Here is a 19317-nt window from a genome sequence, read left to right as displayed (position 1 = left end):
GGGGTGAAGCTCTGTATCCAGTTGCCGGTCGTGCGGACAACCTAACGCCTCGCGCCTCGTCGATCGGACATTTCGACCGACGACGTCGCGTCGATGCCGACCGGCCGGCCGTCAGGGACCGGCGCGCCGCCTCGCGTCAGCCGCCGCAGCCGCCCGGGTTGCCGCAGGCGCAGCCGCCGGCCCGTCCGGTGGCGGGGGTGCGCAGTGTCGTGGGCGTGGCGTCGACGAGGGTGCTGGCGTCCTTGCCGAGCAGGGAGGCGTCGAGCACGAGGATCATGTGCGCCGTCGACATGTGCTTGCCCTGGCGGGAGAGGGCGTCGGTGATCTGCAGCAGGCAGCCCGGGTTGGAGGTCACGAGCAGCTCGGCCTCCGTCGCTGCCACCTTCGACGCCTTCTTCTCCCCCAGCTCGCGCGCCGGCTCGGGGTTGACGAGGTTGTAGATCCCCGCGGAGCCGCAGCACAGGTCGCCGTCGGCGATCTCCTTGATCGTCACGCCGGGGATGTCGCGCAGCAGCCGGCGCGGCTGGGACCGCACCTTCTGCGCGTGCGAGAGGTGGCACGCGTCGTGGTAGGCGATCGTCACCGGCAGCGGGTGCCGCGGCGCGAGGGGGCCGAGCTCGACGAGGATCTCCGAGATGTCCCGGACCTTCTCCGAGAACTCCCGGGCGCGCTCGGCGTAGTCGGGGTCGTCGGCGAGCAGGTGGGCGTACTCCTTCATGGTGGAGCCGCAGCCGGCGGAGTTGACGACGACCCGCTCGACACCGGCCTCGCTGAAGGTGTCGATGAGTCGGCGCGCGTAGGTCAGGCCCTCGTCCTCCCGGCCGGCGTGCACGGACAGGGCACCGCAGCAGCCCTGGGACGGCGGCGTGACGACGTCGCAGCCCTCCATGTTGAGCACCCGCACCGTGGCGGCGTTGACGCCGGGGTAGAACTCTCGCTGGACGCAGCCGAGCAGCAGGCCCACCGTCATCCGGTGCTCGCCCTTGGCGGGCATGTGGGCGGGGATGCGAACCCGACGCCCGATCGGCGGGGCGACTGCCTCCATCGTGGCGAGGGTCGGAGAGATCCTCTCCAGGACCTTCGAGCCGCGCACGAGCCTGCTCAGCCCGCTCCGCTGGTACAGCGCGAGGGGTCCGCGGACGAACCGCAGCCGCTCCGGTCGCGGGAACAGCGCGAAGATGCCCTGCCGCAGGGCGCGCTGCGCCACGGTCCGGTGCTGCTTGCCGCGCCGCTCGACCTGCTGGCGCGTGGCCTCGATGAGCTTGTCGTACTGGACGCCCGACGGGCACGCGGTCACGCAGGCCATGCACCCGAGGCAGGCATCCATGTGCTGCACCATGGCCGGGCTCATCGGCTGGTCCTCGAGGCCCTGCTGCATGAGGTAGATGCGGCCGCGCGGGGAGTCCATCTCCTCGCCCCACAGGTCGTAGGTGGGGCAGGCCGGCAGGCAGAAACCGCAGTGCACGCAGTCGTCGATGAGCTCGCGCGAGGGCGGGTGGTGGTCGTCGAAGGCCGCGAGCCCGAGGACGTCGGTCTGCGCGTGGCCCGACCGGGCCGCCGAGTCCGTCATGTCGAGCCGGTGCATGTCCGTGCTCATCAGATCCCTCCCACGAAGCGTCCGGGTGCAAGGTTCCGGCCCGGGTCCAGGCGTTCCTTGATGCTGCGCATGAGCTCGATCCCGCCGACCGGTCCCCACACGTCGAGGCCCTCGCGGAGCGGGGCCGGCGCACGCAGGACGACGACGGTGCCCTCCCCCGGGTCGGGAGCCGCGGCACGCAGCCGGGCGACGGTTCCCGCGACGTCCGCACCGTCGATGCCGACGTCCAGCACGCCCGCCGCCGAGCCCCGGACGGCGACGCCGGTCCCGTGCGACTGCTCCGCCGCGCGGGCGGCCAGGAGCACCTCGCGCACACCGACCAGGGTCGCGGTGGCCCGCGCGCTCACCGCGCCGTCGGGCGCGCGGTCCCACCACGCGGGTTCGTCGGCGAGATGACCGCCGACCAGGTCGGCGACCTCGGCGGCGCGCGTGGCGACGCCGGCGGGCCCGCCCTCGAGGAGCACGGCGAGGGTCGCCTCGTCGCTACCGGCCGGGCGGTCGATCTCGACCGCGGCGGGGGCGACCTGGGAACCCAGCACCGCCCGGCCGAGGTCGGCGATCTCGTCGAGCGCGCCGCTGCGCACGACGAACGCGCGGTCGTCCGGGACGGGGTGGAGGCGGAACGCCGCCCGCACGATGATCCCGAGGGTGCCGTAGGAGCCCGTCATCAGCTTGCCCAGGTCGTAGCCGGCGACGTTCTTGACGACCTTGCCGCCCGAGGACGCGACGGTCCCGTCCGCCAGGACCACCGTCGTGCCGAGCACGAGGTCGCGCAGCGCGTGGCGCAGCACCCGCCGCGGGCCGGACGCGCCCGTCGCGAGAGCGCCGCCGACCGTGGACCCGTTCTCGAACCGCTCCCGCCCGACCTCGGACACGAGCTCCTGCCCGGCGCGGGCCACCTGCGCGTGGAGGTCGCGCAGCGGCAGTCCGGCCTCGGCGACGACGACGAGGTCGCCGGCCCCGTGCTCGACGAGCCGGTCCAGCCCGGTGGTGTCGAGGAGGACGTCGACGCGCTCGGGGGGTGCCGCCCGGTCGAGCGCGGTCGCGCCGCCGCGCGCGACGGTGACGAGCCCCTGGCCGCTGGCCTCCCGCACCACACGGGAGACGCCCTCGATCGACGTCGGCCGGGCGACGACGACCGCCGGGACGCCGTCGACGACATCCCCCGGGTCCGCCTCGCGCACCTCGCCCTCACCGCCGAGGCTCCGGGCCAGGGCCGCGAGGTCGGGGCGGCCGGGCGGGCGCGCGGCCGCTGCACGCGTGTCCGCACCCGTCGACGACATCAGAACACCTCCGCCAGTCCGGCCTCCTGGAGCGGGTGCGCCCCCTGGTGCCTGCCGGGTCGCTCGCCGCACAGGCGCGGGGTCGGGAAGATCTTTCCGGGGTTGGAGATGTTCTCCGGGTCGAACGCGCACCGCACCGCCTGCATCGTGTCGAGGTCGGCGGCGGTGAACATCCGCGGCATGTGCTTCGCCTTGTCGGACCCGACGCCGTGCTCGCCGGTGATCGACCCGCCGCCATCGATGCACAGGTCGAGGATCCCGCCGGCCACCTCCTCGGCGCGCTCGGCGGCACCCTCCTCGGCGTCGTCGAAGAGGACGAGCGGGTGCAGGTTGCCGTCGCCCGCGTGGAACACGTTGGCCACCCGCACGCCCTTCTCCTCGGACAGGTCGGCGATCCGGCGCAGCACGTCGGGCAGTGCGGTCCTCGGGATGACGCCGTCCTGGACGATGTAGTCCGGGCTGATCCGACCGACGGCAGCGAACGCAGACTTGCGGCCCTTCCAGATGAGGGCGCGCTCGGCGTCGTCCGCCGCCAGCCGCGTCTCGAACGACCCGTTCGCGTCGCAGTGGTGCAGCACCTCGGCCAGCTCTCCGGCGACGTCGGCCGACGAGCCGTCGACCTCGATGACCAGCACCGCCCCCGCGCCGTCGGGATAGCCGCAGGCGACCGCCTCCTCCGCCGCCTCGATGGCGAGCGCGTCCATCATCTCGATGGCCGCCGGGATCACGCCGGCAGCGATGATCGCCGAGGTCGCGGCCCCCGCGTCGTCGACCGACCGGAACCCCGCGAGGACGGTCTGGACCTCCTGCGGCAGCCGGGTGAGGCGCACCGTCACCTCGGTGACGATGCCGAGCGTGCCCTCCGAGCCGACGAGGGCGCCCAGCAGGTCGTAGCCCGGAGGGTCGGGGGCCTTCCCGCCGATCTCGACCCGCTCACCGCCCGGGGTGACGAGGTCGACGCCGGTGACGTGGTTGACGGTGAAGCCGTACTTCAGGCAGTGCGCGCCGCCCGAGTTCTCGGCGACGTTGCCTCCGATCGAGCAGATCGTCTGGCTCGAGGGGTCCGGCGCGAAGTAGTAGCCGTCGGGCGTCGCCGCACGGGACAGGGCGAGGTTGATGACGCCCGGGTCGACCACCGCGCGCTGGTTCGCGGCATCGATCTCCTTGATGCTGCGCATCTGGGACATGACGACGAGGACGCCCTCCGCGTGCGGGAGCGCACCGCCCGACAGACCCGTACCCGAGCCGCGTGCGACGAACGGGACCCGGTGGGCGGCGCACACGCGGACGGCCCGCGCGACGTCGTCCGCATCGCGTGCGAGCACGACGAGACCCGGCACCGTCCGGTACTGGGCCAGACCATCGCACTCGTAGGTCTGAAGACGCTGCCGGTCGGTGATGATCCGATCGACGTCGAACGTGCGGGCGAGCTCGGCCGTGACGCGGCCGAGCGGGCTGGTCGAGCTCCGGTCGGCGGGCGCGGTGGGGCCGTCCGGGGCGACGGCGGTGTCGGTGGACGTCATGGCGGCAGCCTCCTCGGTGACGTCGGCGTCGTGACGAGCGTGCTGTGGGGATGTCCACACCGAGCGTACCGGTCGGAGGTGGACGGGGCACCGACAGAGCCTCTGCCAGGGCGTCGCGACGATCCCGAGCGACCAGCGCCTCCCCTACAGCGACAGCCGGGCCACGGCCTCGCCGTCGTCGTACGCGCCGGTGAGCACGAAGCCCATCCCCAGGTAGAACGGCTCGGGGCCGCCCGGGGCCTGGACCCAGCTGGTCTCGACCGCCGAGTGGCCGGCGGCGCGCAGGTCCGCGGTCCACAGCTCCAGCGCACGTCGGCCGATGCTCCGCCCCTGGTGCCGCCGGTCGACGAGGAACCGCCAGAGGTACGGATCCGGTGTGCCGGCGTTGACGGCGTCCGCCCACATGAGGAAGCCGGCCGGCTCGCCGTCGGCCTCGATACCCCGCAGCACGGGGACGACGGGGTAACCGTCCTCGGGCTCGGGGAACAGCGCGTCCGTGTAGGACTGGTCGACGCTCGCGACGAACAGCTCCTGCGAGCGGTGCGAGCGCAGGCGCCGGTAGGCCCAGGCGTTCTCGTGGTCCAGCTCGACGAGCCGGACCTCCTTCGGCACGCCGCGCGGGCGGTCGCGCCAGTCACGGCGTTCGTCGGCGGTCATCGAGTAGCGGAGGTTGTCGTCCCACGTCCCCCGCCACCGGTAGGACTTCTCCGCGAGGTGCTCGAACGTCATGCCGAGCCGCTCGAGGAGTCGCGCAGAGGCCCGGTTGTCCGGCGAGAGCTCGGCGACGACACGGTGCACGCCGAGGCGGTCGACGAGATCGTCGACGACGGCGGAGGCGGCCTCGAGAGCGTACCCCTTGCCCTGGTGCGCGGCCGCGAGCGTGAAGCCGATCTCGGCGACGCCCGAGTGGTCGTCGAGGCCGACGTACAGGTCGCCGACCAGCCGGCCGTCGGCCTCGACGGCCAGCTGGTTGCCGGTGCCCGGCACGACGTCGTCCCGGTCCGCGTGGGCGGCGGCGAGCCGTTCGGCGCGCTCACGGGGGTAGGGCAGGTCCCAGTCCTGCAGGGCGTTGACGGCCGGGTCGTTGCGGTACGCCGTGAGCACGTCGACGTCCCCGCCGTTCACCATGCGCACGGTCAGCCGGTCGGTGCTCAGGGGGTAGGGGCTCGTGCTCACCTGCTGATCGTCGCCGCGGCGGAGGGCGGGCGCCAGCGATTTGACGAGGAGGCCGGCATCGCTGTGCGCAGCCGGACGTCTCGCGAGCCGCCGACGTCAGCGAGCCGCCCGGCTGCGGGTGACCGCGGCGTCGATCCCGTCCAGCAGGAACTGCAGGCCGAGCTCGAAGGAGTCGGCCCAGTCGGCATCGAAGACGTCCTCGTCCAACGCCGCCATGGCCGGGAACCTCCCGGACTCCATCGCACCGACCAGCACCGGGAGCTGGTTGTTCCAGAACTCGTCCTCCGTCATGCCGCTCTCCTCGGCGGCCCGCTCGTAGAGGATCTCCTCGCGGACCGAGCCGACGACGTAGGCGTCGAGCTGGGAGACCACCATCATCTTCTTCTGATCGCCGAAGGGCAGGTCGGTCAGACCCGCGACCGTCTCCTCCATCTGGGAGACGCTGCCGGGACCGAGCACCGGGCGCGACCAGTTGACCTGCAGGAGCCATCGGTGGCTGAGGTACATCTCCCTGCTGCGTCGTGCGACCGCGGTCAGCGTGGCGCGCCAGTCGCCGTCCGGGTCGACGCGGCCGAGTCGGGCACCGCTGACGTGGTCGAGCATGAGGTTGAGCAGCTCGGCCTTGCTGGGCACGTACCGGTAGAGCGACATCGTGCCCATCCCGAGCGCCGTGGCGAGCCTGCGCATGGAGAGTGCGTCGATGCCCTCCGAGTCGGCGATCTCGATACCCGCGGTGACGATCTGATCGAGGGTCAGCGTGGGTCTCGGACCCTTCGTCGCCGGCGGCAGGCCCTCCCAGAGCAGCTGATGACTGCGCGCGAGCGGGTTCTCCTCGGACATCTCCACCCCTTGCACCGAAAGCTGTTGCGTTCTGCGGACAGCGTACGCTATCGTCCTGCGTGCAATGTACTCAGAACGCCTGGGGGCGACGATGAACGAGTCAGGATTCGCGGTCCGCACCGCGGGCCTCAGCAAGCGCTACGGGCAGAAGGTCGCCCTGGACGGGGTGGATCTCGCGGTGCTGCGCGGCTCCGTCCACGGCCTGCTCGGCCCGAACGGTGCGGGCAAGACGACGACGGTCCGCATCCTCGCCACGCTCACCCGGGCCGACGCCGGTCAGGCGTCGGTGGCGGGGCACGACGTGCGCAGCCGTGCGCGCGAGGTTCGCGCGAGCATCGGGCTGGTCGGGCAGCAAACCGCTGTCGACGACATCCTCAGCGCCCGGCAGAACCTCACCATCTTCGGCAGGCTGTTCCGGCTGGAGAAGGCGGAGGCGCGTCGTCGGGCGGACGAGCTGCTGGAGCTCTTCGGGCTACAGGACGCCGCGAAGCGGTCGCCCAAGACCTTCTCGGGGGGCATGCGGCGACGGCTGGACCTGGCCGCGAGCATGATCCTCGCCCCGAAGGTGCTCTTCCTCGACGAGCCGACGACCGGCCTGGACCCGGCCGGGCGGCGCGAGGTATGGCAGGCGGTGCGCGACCTCGCCTCCCGGGGCACCACGGTGCTGCTGACGACCCACTACCTCGACGAGGCCGACAAGCTCTGCGACCGGATCAGCGTGATCGACCAGGGGCGGAACTTCGTCGACGACACACCGGCCGGGCTCAAGCGGCGCATGGGCGACGAGCGGCTCGAGGTCGCCGCGGCCGACCCCGACACGATGTCGCGCGTCGCCGAGGTCGTCCGCCGGGTCACCGACGCCGAGGTGACGGTGACCGACGGCAGCGTCAGCGCCCCCGTCACGGCGGGCGTCCGCGCCCTGACCGCGGTGGCGGCCGAGATCGACCGGCTCGGCCTGGAGATCGACGACATCGGGCTGCGCCGCCCCACCCTCGACGAGGCGTTCCTGCACCTGACCGCCCAGACCACCACGGAGGCCGCCTCATGAGCACCATCGACCGGGCCACGACCGGCCCGTCCCTCCCCACCGCACCGGTCCACTCGAGCGACCCCCTCTCCCGGCTGAGGTGGGCGGTCAAGGACTGCTGGACGATCGTCGTGCAGGAGCTCACCCACCTGGTGCGCCAGCCGTCCACGTTCGCCTGGCAGCTCGGCATGCCCGTGGTGATGGTGCTGATGTTCGTCTACGTCTTCGGCTCGGCCATGGACGTCACCGGGCAGGGCGCCGGCGAGGGCTACATCGACTACGCCATGCCCGGGATGTTCGCGATGACCATGGCCTTCGGGTTCATGAACACGGCCTTCGCCGTCACGCTCAACAAGGAGAAGGGGTTCATGGACCGCTTCCGGTCCATGCCGATGTCCCCGTCGGCGGTGGTGACCGGACGCGGGGTCTCCGACCTCATCCAGGCGGCCGTCGACCTCGCCACCATCGCTGTCCTCGCGCTGATCATCGGGTGGCGGGCCGGCGGGACCGTGGGTGAGGCCCTGTTCGCGTTCGCGCTGCTGCTCTGGCTGCGGCTGGCCCTCATCTTCGTCGGCGTCTACCTGGGCCTGCGGATCAAGAACACCGAGGTGGCCGGTTCGCTGTTCGCCGTCGCCTTCCCGGTGGGGTTCATCTCCTCGGTGTTCACCCCGCCGGAGATGATGCCGGGCTGGCTCGGTGCGGTCGCGGCGTGGAACCCGGTGTCCTCGACTGCGAGCGCGATCCGCGAGCTGTTCGCGACCCCCGGCGCCGGCACGGGTGAGGCGAGCTACTGGATCGACGGACACGCGATCGGCGGCGCGATCCTGTGGCCGATCGTCATCATGGCGATCTTCGTCCCGCTCGCGGTGCGGGAGTTCCGCAACCTCAGCAGGTAGCGGGCAGGGCACGTGCTCAGCCCTGCTTGGTCGCTCCGACCGCGCTCTGCGGGAAGATCGGCACCGCGACCTGGATCCCCTCCGCGTCGAACCTGCCCTTGAGGTGCGCGCGGGCGGCACGGCCGATGGCCCACTGCGAGCCGGGCCGGGTCTTGATGATCATGCGCATCGTCACGGCACCGTTCCCGATGCCGGTCACGCCGCTCACCTCGGGCCTGTCGAGAATCTCGCTCGCGAACTCCGGCAGATGAGCGAACTCCTCCAGGCCGCTCTCGATCACCTGCTTCGCCCTGGCCAGGTCGACCGAGTAGTCCAGCGGAATCTCGACCACCGCGTTGGCCCAGTCCTGGTTCATGTTCGCGACCCGCCGGATCTCGCCGTTGCGCACGTACCAGAGGTTGCCGTCGAGGTCGCGGATCTTCGTGATCCTCATCGTCATGTCCTCGACCGTGCCCACCGTGTCGCCGACGTCGACCACGTCGCCCACGCCGATCTGGTCCTCCGACATCATGAACAGACCGGAGATGAAGTCCTGCACGAGGCTCTGCGCGCCGAAGCCGATCGCCAGACCCATCACGCCGGCACTGGCCAGGATCGGACCGAGATTGATCCCGAACTCGCCCAGGATCATCATGAACGCCACGCCGAAGATGACGAACGAGGCGATGCTGCGCAGCACCGAGCCGATCGTCTGCGCCCGCTGCTCCTGACGGCGAACGCGAGCGATCTCGTCCGGCCCCGCCTTGGTGACCTTGCGCCGGGCGTTGGACGCGGCCCGGTCCAGCTGTTGCCGCGACTGGACCACCCTGTCGACGAGTCGAACGATCACACGGCCCAGGACGGCGCGCGCGATGAGCGCCACCAGGACGATGATGACGACGTTGATCAGGCTGGAGATCAGCTCCCCGGTGTGCGAGGCGAACCACTCGCCGATCACGCCGGCCTGCGCGGGTACGTCTGTCACGGGTCGACCCCTCCGTTCTCCATGTCACGGGGCCCGCATCTCGAGCCCGTCGGATGCCGAGAACCATCGTCTCAGCGCCCCATCTGGATCGCGATGCGCGGCCGCCGGGCGCCGCTGTGAGAAATCCGGCCCTCACCGCCCCATGTCGACGAAGCGCGAGTAGTGGCCCTGGAACGCCACGGTCACCGTGCCGGTGGGTCCGTTCCTCTGCTTGGCGATGATGATGTCCGCCTCGCCGGCCCGCGGGTGCTCCTTCTCGTAGGCGTCCTCGCGGTGCAGCAGCATGACGACGTCGGCGTCCTGCTCGAGCGAGCCCGACTCGCGCAGGTCGGACATCATCGGCTTCTTGTCGCCGCGCTGCTCGGGACCACGGTTGAGCTGCGCGACGGCGATGACCGGCACCTCGAGCTCCTTCGCGAGCAGCTTGAGCGCACGGGAGAACTCCGAGACCTCCTGCTGGCGCGACTCCACACGCTTGCCCGAGCTCATCAGCTGGAGGTAGTCCACGGCGATGAGCTTGAGGTCGTGGTTCTGCTTGAGCCGCCGGCACTTCGCCCGGATCTCCATGAGCGACATGTTGGGGCTGTCGTCGACGAACAGCGGCGCCCCCGACGACCGGCTCGCCGCCCCCGCGACCCGCTCCCACTCGTCCTGCCGCATCGAGCCCTCACGCATGTGCTTGAGCGAGACCCCGGCCTCGGCGGACAGCAGTCGCATGGTGATCTCGGTGCGCCCCATCTCGAGGCTGAAGATCACCGAGGCATGGTTGTGGCGGATCGACGCGGTGCGGCAGATGTCGAGCGCGAGCGTGGACTTACCGATGGCGGGACGCGCCGCGATGATCACCATCTGCCCCGGGTGCAGACCGTTCGTCAGGCTGTCGAGGTCCGCGAAGCCGGTCGGGACGGCGCCGTCGTCGCCGGTCTTGGACTCGATGCGCTGCAGCTCGGTGAGGGTGGGGTCCACCAGCTCGCGCAGCGGCCGGTAGTCCTCCGCGTTGCGCTGGTCGGCGACGGCGTACACCTCGGCCTGGGCGGAGTTGACGATCTCCTCGACGTCGCCGCCGTCGGTCGCGTAGCCGAGCTGCACGATGCGGGTACCCGCCTGGACGAGCCGGCGCAGGACCGCCTGCTCGCGCACGATGCGCGCGTAGTAGCCGGCGTTCGCCGCCGTCGGGACCGACGAGACGAGGGTGTGCAGGTAGGGCGCGCCACCGACGCGGGCCATCTCTCCGCGCCGGGTGAGCTCGGCGGCGACCGTCACCGGGTCGGCCGGCTCCCCGCGGCCGAACAGGTCGATCACCGCCTCGTACACGAGGGCGTGGGCGGGCTTGTAGAAGTCGACGCCGCGGACCTCCTCGACGACGTCCGCGATCGCGTCCTTGCTCAGCAGCATGCCGCCGAGCACCGACTGCTCGGCGGCCACGTCCTGCGGAGGGGTCCGGTCGAAGTCGGCCCGCGAAACGCCCGGATCCTCTGCCACGCTCACTCCTGTTCGGTGCCCGCACGCACGTCGGGCCAGGCGACGGTACGGCCGCCCCGCCCCGGTGCCAAACTCCCACTGTGCACGAAGGCGCCGCCACCCGTGGACGCCCTGTGGACCAACACCGTGAGGGTGTGCACAGATGTGGACAAAGGTGTGGGTAGCGGGTCGGTCGAATGCGCGCCGGGCCTACGACGACGTCGGAGGACACCCCACAGGGTGTGGACGGAAGAAGTCGGGCGTGTCGTGTGGACTCCCGCCCGGCCGTCCTCGTCGCCGACCCGCCCCCGCGGGCGATCACCGCGGCGGCCCGCCCCTCGGGCCGTGGTCGCCCGCCCACGGGAGCCGACCTACCGTGACCCGGGTACCGGCCGGCAAGCCCCTGAGGAGGAGAGATGGTCACGGACCCGGGTGCCGGCGTCGGGCCGGAGCTCTCGCCCCGTGAGGTCGACCGGCAGATCCTGCGTCTCGCGGTGCCCGCGCTCGGCGCGCTCGTCGCCGAGCCGCTGCTGCTCATCATCGACTCCGCGATGGTCGGCCATCTGGGGACGTCCTCGCTCGCGGGACTCGCGATCGCCCAGGCCGTGCTGACGACGATCGTCGGGGTGTGCGTCTTCCTCGCGTACGCGACGACCGCCGCGACCGCCCGGCTCGTGGGTGCCGGGCAGCGGGCGCGCGGCATCCGGGCGGGCGTCGACGGGATGTGGCTCGCCGTCGGCCTCGGGCTGCTGCTCGCCGTGGCACTCCTGCTCGCCGGGCCGTGGCTCGTAGGCGCACTCGGCGGGAGCGGCGAGGTCGCCGACGAGGCGGTGACCTATCTGCGGGCGTCCGCCTTCGGGCTGCCCGGGATGCTCGTCGTGCTCGCCGCGACCGGGACGCTGCGCGGACTGCTCGACACCCGCACTCCCCTGTACGTCGCCGCCGGTGGCGCCGCGGCCAACGCCGTGCTCAACGCGATCCTCATCTACGGCCTGGACCTGGGGATCCTCGGGTCCGGGCTCGGCACGGCGATCGCCCAGATCGGCATGGGTGCGGTGCTCGCCGGCGTCGTCGTCCTAGGGGCACGCCGGTACGAGATCTCGCTCGCCCCCTCCGGCCTCGGGGTCCTCGCCTCCGCCCGCGCGGGCCTGCCGCTGTTCGTGCGCACCCTCTCGCTGCGCGCGGCGATCCTCGTGACGGTCGCCGTGGCCACGGCGCTCGGCCCCGCCCGGCTCGCGGCCTACCAGGTGACGAGCTCGATCTGGTCGCTGTGCGCGTTCGCCCTCGACGCCGTCGCGATCGCCGCCCAGGCCCTCGTCGGCCAGGGGCTCGGCAGGGGCGACCCCGAGGCCGTCCGTCGGCTCCTCGACCGGTGCCTGCGCTGGGGCATCCTCGGCGGGCTGGTCCTCGGCGTAGGGGTCGCCGCCGGCTCACCGCTGCTGGTCCGGATCTTCACGTCCGACCCCGAGGTGCGGTCGGCCGCCGTGTGGTGCCTCGTCGTCGTCGGGGCCCTCATGGCGCTGGCCGGCCTGGTCTACGTCCTCGACGGCATCCTCATGGGCGCCGGCGACGGTCCGTTCCTCGCCGTGTCCGGCGTCATCACGCTCGTCGTCTACCTCCCCGCCGCGTGGGCGGTCGCCGAGCTCGGACCCGACGGCACGTGGGGCCTGGTGTGGTTGTGGGTCGCGTTCGCCGGCGTCTTCATGGGGGCGCGCGCCGTGACGACCTACGTGCGCTCGCGCGGCACGAGGTGGATGGTCCTCGGGGAGGGGCGCTGAGCGTGGCAGGACGACGCGACGTGGCGGGCACCCGCAGCTCCGGGGGACCACCCGTCCCGGTCGACCTGAGAGCCGCGCTTCTCGTCGCCCTCGCCTCGGTCGGCGCCTTCGCGGCCTTCTACGGCGTCTACACCGTGGCACCGGTGCTCTACGCGGACGTCGACGGCGGCCCGCGCACCCGTGTCACGCTGCTCATGCTCATGGTGGTCGGCGTGCAGCCGCTCGTGATGCTCGGCGGTCGGTTCCTGCGCAACCGTCCGGTGATCGTCGGTGCCGCGCTCGTCTCTCTCGCCCTCGGCAGCGCCCTGCTGCCGGCCGCCGGAGGCTGGCTGGGCCTGGCGCTGGTCGGTGCGGGCTTCGGCGTCTTCGTGGTGGTGGGCACGGCCTGGACCCGGGAGGTCGTACCGCCACGTGCCGTGGGTCGGGCGATGGCGCTGTACGGGACGCTGTCCGCCGTCGGGGGTGCGCTGGGCGCTCCGTCCGCGCTCCTCCTCTCCGGCACGGGGACCGGGTGCGTCGCCCTCGGCGGAGCGATCGTCGCCCTGCTCGCGTTGCTCCCGGTCGTGGTCGCGGCCCGGTACGCCCGACGCCGGCCGAAGGCGGAGCTGGACGGTGGACCGACCGCGCCCGCAACCGGGGCACCTGGCTCATCGTCTGCCGGAGAGCCGTACCGGGGTACCGCCGCGCTGGCGAGCCTCGCCGCGCACGCGGTAGCCGTCGTGGCCTACGGGACGGTGCTCAGCTCGACGGGCACGCTCGACGGCACGGGGGCGGGTTCCGCCGCGGTGCTGTCCGCACTCGTGGTACAGAGCTCGCTCGCCCTCGCGCGGCCTCCCGTCGGATGGCTGTGCGACTCGTGGTCACCGACCGGGACCCTTGCCCTCAGCACAGGGGCACTGGCGGTCGCCGTGGCGATGCTGTGGACCGTCGGTTCCCCGACCGGCTTCGTCGTCGCCGCCGCGGGCGTTGGCGTGACCTCAGGCGCCGTCCAGACGGCCGCCCTGACCACGATGATGCGCAGCACCCGCACGCGGGGCCAGACGGAGCGCGTGAGCACCGCGTGGAACATGGTCTTCGACATCGGCCTCGGCGTCGGCGCGGTGCTGGCGACCGGGCTGGCCCTGGTCTGAGGCCTCCCCTCCGGGGCATGGGCCGCGTCGTCGGACCCGTCAGCCCTTGCCCTGGGAGGCCCAGATGAACTGGACGAGCTCCGCACGGCTGTGGACGTCCGTCTTCGCGAAGATGCGCTTGATGTGCTGCTTGACCGTGTTCTGGCTGACGAACGCTCGCGCAGCGATCTCCTTCGTCGTCAGGCCCTGGCTGACGTAGCGAGCGATCTCCTGCTCGCGCGGGGAGAGCACGTCCCAGGACGGCAGGCTCTCGTCATCGTCCGCGCACTCGAATATCACGCCGACGATCGCGTCGTGGCTCGGAACCAGGGAGCACTTGACGATGACCTTCTCGCCCGACTCCTGATCCCGCACGTTGACCGTCCGCGCGTGGCGCCCGTCCGCGGCGAAGTCGGCGATGACCTCGTCCACCAGCGCGACGACCGAGGACGGGTACCGCTGCTCGAACCTGCGGCTGGAGAACACCTTCTCACCGGACGTCTCGGCCACGACCACCATCTGCGAGAGGTGGTCGAGCGCACCACCGAGCAGGGCGGCCCGGTCCCCCGCCAGCTCCAGGCGCTGCGCACGCTCGAGCGCCAGGCTCAGGTGCTCGCTCGCGAACCGCGCTGCCGTGAGGTCCTCGAGGCTGAAACCCTCGATGTCGACGCCACGGGCGAAGTTCAGGGTCCCGGCCACCTCGCCGGCCACGATGATCGGGGCCTCGAGCGAGTGGCCGAGGTTCTCGCGCAGGAGCACCGCCCGGGCCCCCGACTCGATCCAGCGTCCGCTGTGCACCACGTGCGTGGAGTCCGCCGGCAGTGCGTTCTCGACGACGGCCTCGAGCACCGGGTCGTCGCAACGCCCTTCCGACTCGTAGGCGGCCATGAAGGCCGGGCTGAGGTTGGAGGAGGCGTCCTCCGCCGAGCCGCCCACCGAGAACCGGTACAGACCCACGGCGTCCGACGAGAGCACACCCCCGACCGTCCCGTAGTACGCGTCCTTGATCTCCTGCACGCTCGCGGCGCGCTGGATCTCCCGGACGAACTCGAACCGGCTTGCCAGGTGCTCGTTCTCGTTCATGGCCACCAGCACGTCCACTCCCTCGTCACGCCCCCTGGTAGGTCACTTCGTCGTGCGGCGATGGGGTGCACCGGTGCACCAGGTTCCCGCGCCCGCCGCATCGCGGTCTCTCACAGTGTGAGGCAGGTGGGACCGAGGCCGCGCCCCGGTCCCACCTTCCATGCCGTCACCTCTCAGATCCGGTCGGCCATCCAGTCGGTGAGGCGCGACGCCGCGACCGCCAGGTGGTCGTAGTTGCAGTGCAGCGACCCGGCGCCGTCGTAGATGTCGAAGGTGACGTCGTCGACCGAGAGCGCCTCGACGAACTTCTTCGCGCCCTCGATGTCCATGATGATGTCCTGCGTACCGTGCATGACGTACACCGGGACGTCGATCTTTTCCGCGACGCCGTCGAGCGTGAACTTCGCGAGCTTCTCCCGCGCCTCGGCGTCGTCCTTCGAGCCCGAGAGCCACTGGAGCTGCTGCTGCAGCGCCGGGTAGTACTCGTAGAAGTCGGTGAGGATGCTCCACGTCCCGCACCAGGCGGCGACGGCCTTGATGCGCGGCTCGAAGGCGGCGGCGCGGGGCGCGTAGTAGCCGCCGAAGCTCACGCCCGCGAGGCCGAGGCGGTCCATGTCGACGTCGTCGCGCTCGGCGAGGAAGTCGAGGATCGCGGCGACCGGCACCTCGTAGTCGGGGCGGCTGTAGAGCTCCTTGAAGCGCAGCGAGCTGCCGCGGCCGGGGGTGTCCACCATGACGACGTTCATCCCGCGGGCGGGGAACTCGGTACCCCCGAGGAAATACAGCTCCTCGGCCCACGAGTCGGCACCGCCGAGGAAGAGGACCGTCGGGCGCTTCGCCCCCGAGTTGTCCGGGCGGACGATGTAGCCGTCCATGGTGATGCCCTCGAACGGCACCTGGATGCGCTCGATGAGGCCGTCGGTGAGCTCGGCGGCACGCTGGAAGTTCTTCGTCCCCTCGGTGTAGGCCTCGGTGCGGCGCGGGTCGTCGGAGTTCAGGAAGAACTCGCTGTGCCGCCAGTAGCTCATCGAACGGAACAGGGCCCGGCGTCCGGTGGTGATGTGCCCTTCCGCGATGGCCTTCTCGCCCGCGGCGGCCGTCTCCTTGGCGGTGCGGCTCCACTCCTGCTGCCACAGCTCGGTGTCGGTCGAGTCGCCGATGCGGGCCGCGGTGCGCGCGCACTCGAAGAGGTCGGAGCCGCCCACGGCGACCTGCGCGAGCAGGCGCATCGTCTGGAGCGACCAGTCCTCGTCCTGCGGGAACAGCTCGATGACGGACAGGGAGTTGTCCTGGGTCGTGGTCTCGGTCATCTCTTCTCCTTGTGTAGCTCGGTTCGGTGGTGTGCCTGGAGGTCGGTCAGCGGACGGCGGAGGTGGTGGCACCGACGACGTCGCCCCACGGCACCTGGTCGCGGATGGCGCCGCGGTAACGGGCCAGCTGCCGCGGCGCGTTGACGCAGATGGCGCCTCGGACGAGCCCGTCGCGGCCGTAGAGCGCGGTGAGCCTGGAGTCGGAGGCCTCCTCGACGACGACGTCGGTGGCGGCGGTGCTGCGTCCGACGAACCGCAGCTTGGCGCCGAACTGGTCGGACCAGAAGTAGGGGACCGCGTTGAAGGCCTCGCCCGCACCGAGCAGCGTCTGCGCTGCATGCCGGCCCTGCTCGACGGCGTTGGTCCAGTGCTCGACCCGGATCTCCTCGTCGTAGACCGGGTTGTACCAGCGGGCGATGTCGCCGGCGGCGACGACGCCGGGCGCACCGGTCGAGAGGTCGGAGGCGCACAGCACGCCGTTGGCGAGCCCGAGACCGGAGTCCTCGAGCCACTCGACGGCGGGAGAGGCGCCGATGCCGGCCACGACGACGTCGGCGTTGAGCGAGCCGCCCGTGCTCAGCTCCGCGCGCACCCCGCCGCTGGTCGCCTCGAACCGTTCGACGGAGCAGGTGCACACGACCTCGACGCCGTTGCGGGCATGCATCTCGCGGAACCACTGGCCGACCTCGTCGCCCAGGGCGCGGGCGAGCGGCGCCCTCCCGACCTCGACGACCGTGACGTCGAGGCCGAGCTGCTTGGCCGTCGCCGCGATCTCCAGGCCGATGAATCCGGCTCCGACGAGCACGAGGTGCTGACCCGGGACGAGCCGCTCCCGTAGGAGCCGGGCGTCGTCGAGGTCGCGGACGACGTGCGCGTCCGGGACCCCGGCCACGGCCGGCAGGTGCCGAGCGCGGGAGCCGGTCGCGAGCACAACGCCGTCGTAGGGAAGCTCGGTGCCGTCGGCGAGGTGGACGATCCGTCCGGTGACATCGAGCCCGGACGCCGCGGTGCCGAGGCGCGTGGTGACGGCCTTCTCCGCATACCACTCGGGGCTCCGCAGGTAGAGCTTCTCCACGTCGATGCCCGCGGACAGTGCTTCCTTCGACAGCGGCGGGCGGTCGTAGGGCAGGTGCTCCTCGGCGGAGACCATGGTGATCTCTCCCTCGAAGCCCTCCTCCCGCAGCGACTCGCTGGCATGGACGGCAGCGAGGGAGCCGCCGACGACGACGATCCGTCTCACGTCACACGTCCTCGAGGCTGATCGCACGCGCCGGGCAGCCGCGCACCGCGCTCTCCGCGACGGAGCGTTCACCTTCGGGGACGTCCTCCTGCAGGAGGATCGCCTTCTCGGTGTCGTCGTCGAAGTCGAAGTAGCCGGGCCCCTCGATGAGGCAGTTGGCGTACCCCTGGCAGAGGTCGAGGTCGAGCCTGAGCTTGAGTGCCATGGTGTGTCTCCTTCGTGTGGCGGGCTCAGTGGCCGCCGGCCGCCAGGTGCGCGATCGCGGGGGTCGCGGTGGCCGAGCGGGCTGCGGCCGGCGTGTTGCGGGAACGGAGGGCGCGGACCTCGCCGCGGGTGACCACGGCGGAGATCCCGGGGATGTCCCCGATGCGCAGGGCGCCGCGGGCGTCGTCGGCCTGGGAGCCCCAGGGAGCGTCCATGAGGACGAGGTCGGCGGCGCGGCCCACCTCGATCAGGCCTGCGGGCAGGTCCCACGTGCGGGCGTTGTTGCCCGAGGCGAGCGCCCAGACGACGGCCGGGTCGACGTCGGTCCACGAGGACAGCTCGGCGACGGTCTTGATGACGCCGAGCGGCATCACGCCGGTGCCCGTGGGCGTGTCCGAGCCGACGACCACGCGCGCGAGCACGCCGGTCTCGACCGCGCGCTCGAGGATACGGACCGCGGAGCGCAGGTTGCCGGCCTGGACGAGCTGGAGGGCCATCTCGGTCTCGTCCATGATCCGGTCGACCCCGGCGGCGTCCAGCGAGGTCGGGCCGCCGTTGATGTGGCCGCAGACGTCCGGCGCGAGCGCCATGAGGTGGTCGGGGGTGATCGGCTTGCTGCCGGGGATCGAGGCGCCGCCGGAGTGGCACATCACGCGGATGCCGTGCGCGCGCGCCCAGCGGACCTGGTCGACGCCGTCTGCGGGGTCCTCGTACAGGCCGAACCCGAACTTCGCCAGGTTGACGCCGGCCTCCTCGAGGTCCGCGAAGTCCTGCTCCTGCAGGGTGGGCTCGAGCACGACGGCGCCCGCGTGGACGGTCATCCCGCCGGGGTGGAAGTCGCGGAAGCACGACTTGGCAGCGATGGCGAGCGCCTTGACGCCGATCGCGTCGTGGGGACGCCCCGGTGCGTGGATCTCCCCGGGGGACACCACGGAGGTGATGCCGCCGTGGACGTAGCTGGCGAGGAAGTCGACCGTCTTCTGGCGGGGGGTGTAGTCGCCGAGGACGACGTGGCAGTGCGAGTCGATGAGGCCCGGGGCCAGCGTCATACCGTCGGCGTCGAGCACCTGCGTCGCGGCGGAGACCTCGGCCGCGAGATCCTCGCGGCGGCCGATCGCGGTGATCTCGCCGTCGGTGGCGATGAGAGTGTCGACCCCGTCGAGCGTCGGGCTGCCGAAGTCGCCGGAGAAGACCGTGCCGGCTCCGACGACGGCGAGCGTGCTCATGCCTGCGCGCCCTTCTCGACCGCCTCGGCGACCGACATGCCGCCGACCCGGGCGTTGACGCGGCCCCGGTTGGTGACGGCCGCGATGATGACGAGCTCGTCCGCGCGCGGTGCGTCGGGGATGCGGACCGCGACGGCGTCGTAGTGGCTGCGGACCCAGACGTCGTCCTTGTAGGCGGTGGGGACGTCGATGGTCTCGCCGGCGTGCCCGACCTTGGTCACGGAGGTGATCCAGGCCTTGCCTCCCCCGATCGCATCCCGGAAAGCGTTGCCGAACACGGAGGTGAGGGCCGCGTTGACGTGCTCCTGCTCGCCGGCCAGGCCGGCGATCCCGGCCTTGCCGTAGCTCTCCACCGGTTCGCCGAGCAGGCGGGCCGCCTCCTCGCCGAGCTGCGTGCCGATCGCGGCCGAGGCGTCGATGATCGGCTGCAGATCCGCGACGTAACCCTGACCGGCGTACGGGTTGTCGACCACGGCGGCGACGACGACCTTGCGCAGCGGCTGCCCGTCGTCCGAGCGGCCCGCCGCGGCGTAGGTCGCGTCGATCTGCGAGAAGAGCTTCCGGATCTTCAGCACGAGTGTCCTCCAGGGGAGAGTTCTG

General features: G+C 71.9%; 17 protein-coding genes. 4 read left to right on the top strand and 13 right to left on the bottom strand.

From position 1 onward, the window contains the following. Window positions 1–136: 136 nt before the first annotated feature. The 5 genes from glcF to ACZLKG_RS00825 form a co-directional block, all read right to left on the bottom strand. Window positions 137–1570, bottom strand: a complete 1434-nt coding sequence (gene glcF, locus ACZLKG_RS00845; RefSeq protein WP_463648065.1) for a glycolate oxidase subunit GlcF — start codon at window positions 1568–1570, stop codon at window positions 137–139. Window positions 1571–1596: 26 nt separating this feature from the next. Beyond that, on the bottom strand, window positions 1597–2880 hold the full coding sequence (locus tag ACZLKG_RS00840) for an FAD-binding oxidoreductase (protein ID WP_463647587.1): 1284 nt from the start codon (window positions 2878–2880) through the stop codon (window positions 1597–1599). Next, window positions 2880–4403, bottom strand: coding sequence for an FAD-linked oxidase C-terminal domain-containing protein (locus ACZLKG_RS00835; RefSeq protein ID WP_463647586.1), 1524 nt, complete (start codon window positions 4401–4403; stop codon window positions 2880–2882). Before ACZLKG_RS00835 ends, ACZLKG_RS00840 begins: the two co-directional genes overlap by 1 nt. A gap of 144 nt (window positions 4404–4547) precedes the next feature. Further along, a complete protein-coding gene (locus tag ACZLKG_RS00830; RefSeq protein ID WP_463647585.1) occupies window positions 4548–5579 on the bottom strand; it encodes a GNAT family N-acetyltransferase in 1032 nt (343 codons plus the stop codon). Window positions 5580–5675: 96 nt separating this feature from the next. Beyond that, a complete protein-coding gene (locus ACZLKG_RS00825; protein WP_463647584.1) occupies window positions 5676–6419 on the bottom strand; it encodes a TetR/AcrR family transcriptional regulator in 744 nt (247 codons plus the stop codon). Between the two features lie 91 nt (window positions 6420–6510). Between ACZLKG_RS00825 and ACZLKG_RS00820 the strand changes: the two genes are divergently transcribed. Together ACZLKG_RS00820 and ACZLKG_RS00815 are read left to right on the top strand one after the other, a co-directional pair. Beyond that, the gene (locus tag ACZLKG_RS00820; protein ID WP_463647582.1) at window positions 6511–7467 is read left to right on the top strand and encodes an ATP-binding cassette domain-containing protein; all 957 of its coding nucleotides are present in this window, start codon (window positions 6511–6513) and stop codon (window positions 7465–7467) included. After that, entirely contained in the window at window positions 7464–8342 is an 879-nt protein-coding gene (locus tag ACZLKG_RS00815) for an ABC transporter permease (RefSeq protein WP_463647581.1), read from the top strand. Before ACZLKG_RS00820 ends, ACZLKG_RS00815 begins: the two co-directional genes overlap by 4 nt. A 16-nt stretch (window positions 8343–8358) precedes the next feature. Here the strand turns inward: ACZLKG_RS00815 and ACZLKG_RS00810 are convergent, their stop codons facing one another. Then, window positions 8359–9306, bottom strand: coding sequence for a mechanosensitive ion channel family protein (locus ACZLKG_RS00810; protein ID WP_463647580.1), 948 nt, complete (start codon window positions 9304–9306; stop codon window positions 8359–8361). A gap of 132 nt (window positions 9307–9438) precedes the next feature. Further along, complete coding sequence (gene dnaB / locus ACZLKG_RS00805; protein ID WP_463648064.1) at window positions 9439–10827, bottom strand: replicative DNA helicase; 1389 nt, start codon at window positions 10825–10827, stop codon at window positions 9439–9441. A 356-nt stretch (window positions 10828–11183) separates the two neighbouring features. On the opposite strand from dnaB, the gene ACZLKG_RS00800 reads away from it, so the two are divergent. Together ACZLKG_RS00800 and ACZLKG_RS00795 are read left to right on the top strand one after the other, a co-directional pair. Continuing rightward, on the top strand, window positions 11184–12545 hold the full coding sequence (locus ACZLKG_RS00800) for an MATE family efflux transporter (protein WP_463647579.1): 1362 nt from the start codon (window positions 11184–11186) through the stop codon (window positions 12543–12545). Window positions 12546–12547: 2 nt separating this feature from the next. After that, a complete protein-coding gene (locus ACZLKG_RS00795) occupies window positions 12548–13675 on the top strand; it encodes an MFS transporter (RefSeq protein WP_463647578.1) in 1128 nt (375 codons plus the stop codon). 39 nt (window positions 13676–13714) lie between these two features. Here the strand turns inward: ACZLKG_RS00795 and ACZLKG_RS00790 are convergent, their stop codons facing one another. The 6 genes from ACZLKG_RS00790 to ACZLKG_RS00765 form a co-directional block, all read right to left on the bottom strand. Beyond that, window positions 13715–14749, bottom strand: a complete 1035-nt coding sequence (locus ACZLKG_RS00790) for a LuxR C-terminal-related transcriptional regulator (RefSeq protein ID WP_463647577.1) — start codon at window positions 14747–14749, stop codon at window positions 13715–13717. A gap of 161 nt (window positions 14750–14910) precedes the next feature. After that, window positions 14911–16047 carry an alpha/beta hydrolase family protein gene (locus tag ACZLKG_RS00785; protein ID WP_463647576.1) on the bottom strand — a complete coding sequence of 379 codons (1137 nt, stop codon included), beginning with the start codon at window positions 16045–16047 and terminating at the stop codon, window positions 14911–14913. 46 nt (window positions 16048–16093) lie between these two features. Continuing rightward, window positions 16094–17287, bottom strand: coding sequence for an NAD(P)/FAD-dependent oxidoreductase (locus ACZLKG_RS00780; RefSeq protein WP_463647575.1), 1194 nt, complete (start codon window positions 17285–17287; stop codon window positions 16094–16096). A 1-nt stretch (window position 17288) separates the two neighbouring features. Continuing rightward, complete coding sequence (locus ACZLKG_RS00775) at window positions 17289–17492, bottom strand: ferredoxin (protein ID WP_463647574.1); 204 nt, start codon at window positions 17490–17492, stop codon at window positions 17289–17291. Window positions 17493–17517: 25 nt separating this feature from the next. Continuing rightward, on the bottom strand, window positions 17518–18717 hold the full coding sequence (locus tag ACZLKG_RS00770) for an amidohydrolase family protein (protein WP_463647573.1): 1200 nt from the start codon (window positions 18715–18717) through the stop codon (window positions 17518–17520). Next, the gene (locus tag ACZLKG_RS00765) at window positions 18714–19292 is read right to left on the bottom strand and encodes an amino acid synthesis family protein (RefSeq protein ID WP_463647572.1); all 579 of its coding nucleotides are present in this window, start codon (window positions 19290–19292) and stop codon (window positions 18714–18716) included. The genes ACZLKG_RS00770 and ACZLKG_RS00765 overlap by 4 nt, the downstream gene beginning before the upstream one ends. Between the last annotated feature and the right edge of the window lie 25 nt (window positions 19293–19317).

The sequence above is a fragment of the Georgenia sp. Z2081 genome (assembly GCF_055326445.1).
The sequence above is the reverse complement of the archived record's forward strand: the minus strand, read 5'-3'. Positions and strand labels throughout refer to the sequence as shown.

What these genes read in the sequence shown, in the direction of transcription:
- ACZLKG_RS00825 (WP_463647584.1), bottom strand. Translation starts at nt 6,419, where the DNA reads ATGTCCGAGGAGAACCCGCTCGCGCGCAGTCATCAGCTGCTCTGGGAG.
- ACZLKG_RS00835 (WP_463647586.1), bottom strand. Translation starts at nt 4,403, where the DNA reads ATGACGTCCACCGACACCGCCGTCGCCCCGGACGGCCCCACCGCGCCC.
- ACZLKG_RS00775 (WP_463647574.1), bottom strand. Translation starts at nt 17,492, where the DNA reads ATGGCACTCAAGCTCAGGCTCGACCTCGACCTCTGCCAGGGGTACGCC.
- ACZLKG_RS00800 (WP_463647579.1), top strand. Translation starts at nt 11,184, where the DNA reads ATGGTCACGGACCCGGGTGCCGGCGTCGGGCCGGAGCTCTCGCCCCGT.
- ACZLKG_RS00820 (WP_463647582.1), top strand. Translation starts at nt 6,511, where the DNA reads ATGAACGAGTCAGGATTCGCGGTCCGCACCGCGGGCCTCAGCAAGCGC.
- ACZLKG_RS00770 (WP_463647573.1), bottom strand. Translation starts at nt 18,717, where the DNA reads ATGAGCACGCTCGCCGTCGTCGGAGCCGGCACGGTCTTCTCCGGCGAC.
- ACZLKG_RS00785 (WP_463647576.1), bottom strand. Translation starts at nt 16,047, where the DNA reads ATGACCGAGACCACGACCCAGGACAACTCCCTGTCCGTCATCGAGCTG.
- ACZLKG_RS00815 (WP_463647581.1), top strand. Translation starts at nt 7,464, where the DNA reads ATGAGCACCATCGACCGGGCCACGACCGGCCCGTCCCTCCCCACCGCA.
- ACZLKG_RS00840 (WP_463647587.1), bottom strand. Translation starts at nt 2,880, where the DNA reads ATGTCGTCGACGGGTGCGGACACGCGTGCAGCGGCCGCGCGCCCGCCC.
- glcF (WP_463648065.1), bottom strand. Translation starts at nt 1,570, where the DNA reads ATGACGGACTCGGCGGCCCGGTCGGGCCACGCGCAGACCGACGTCCTC.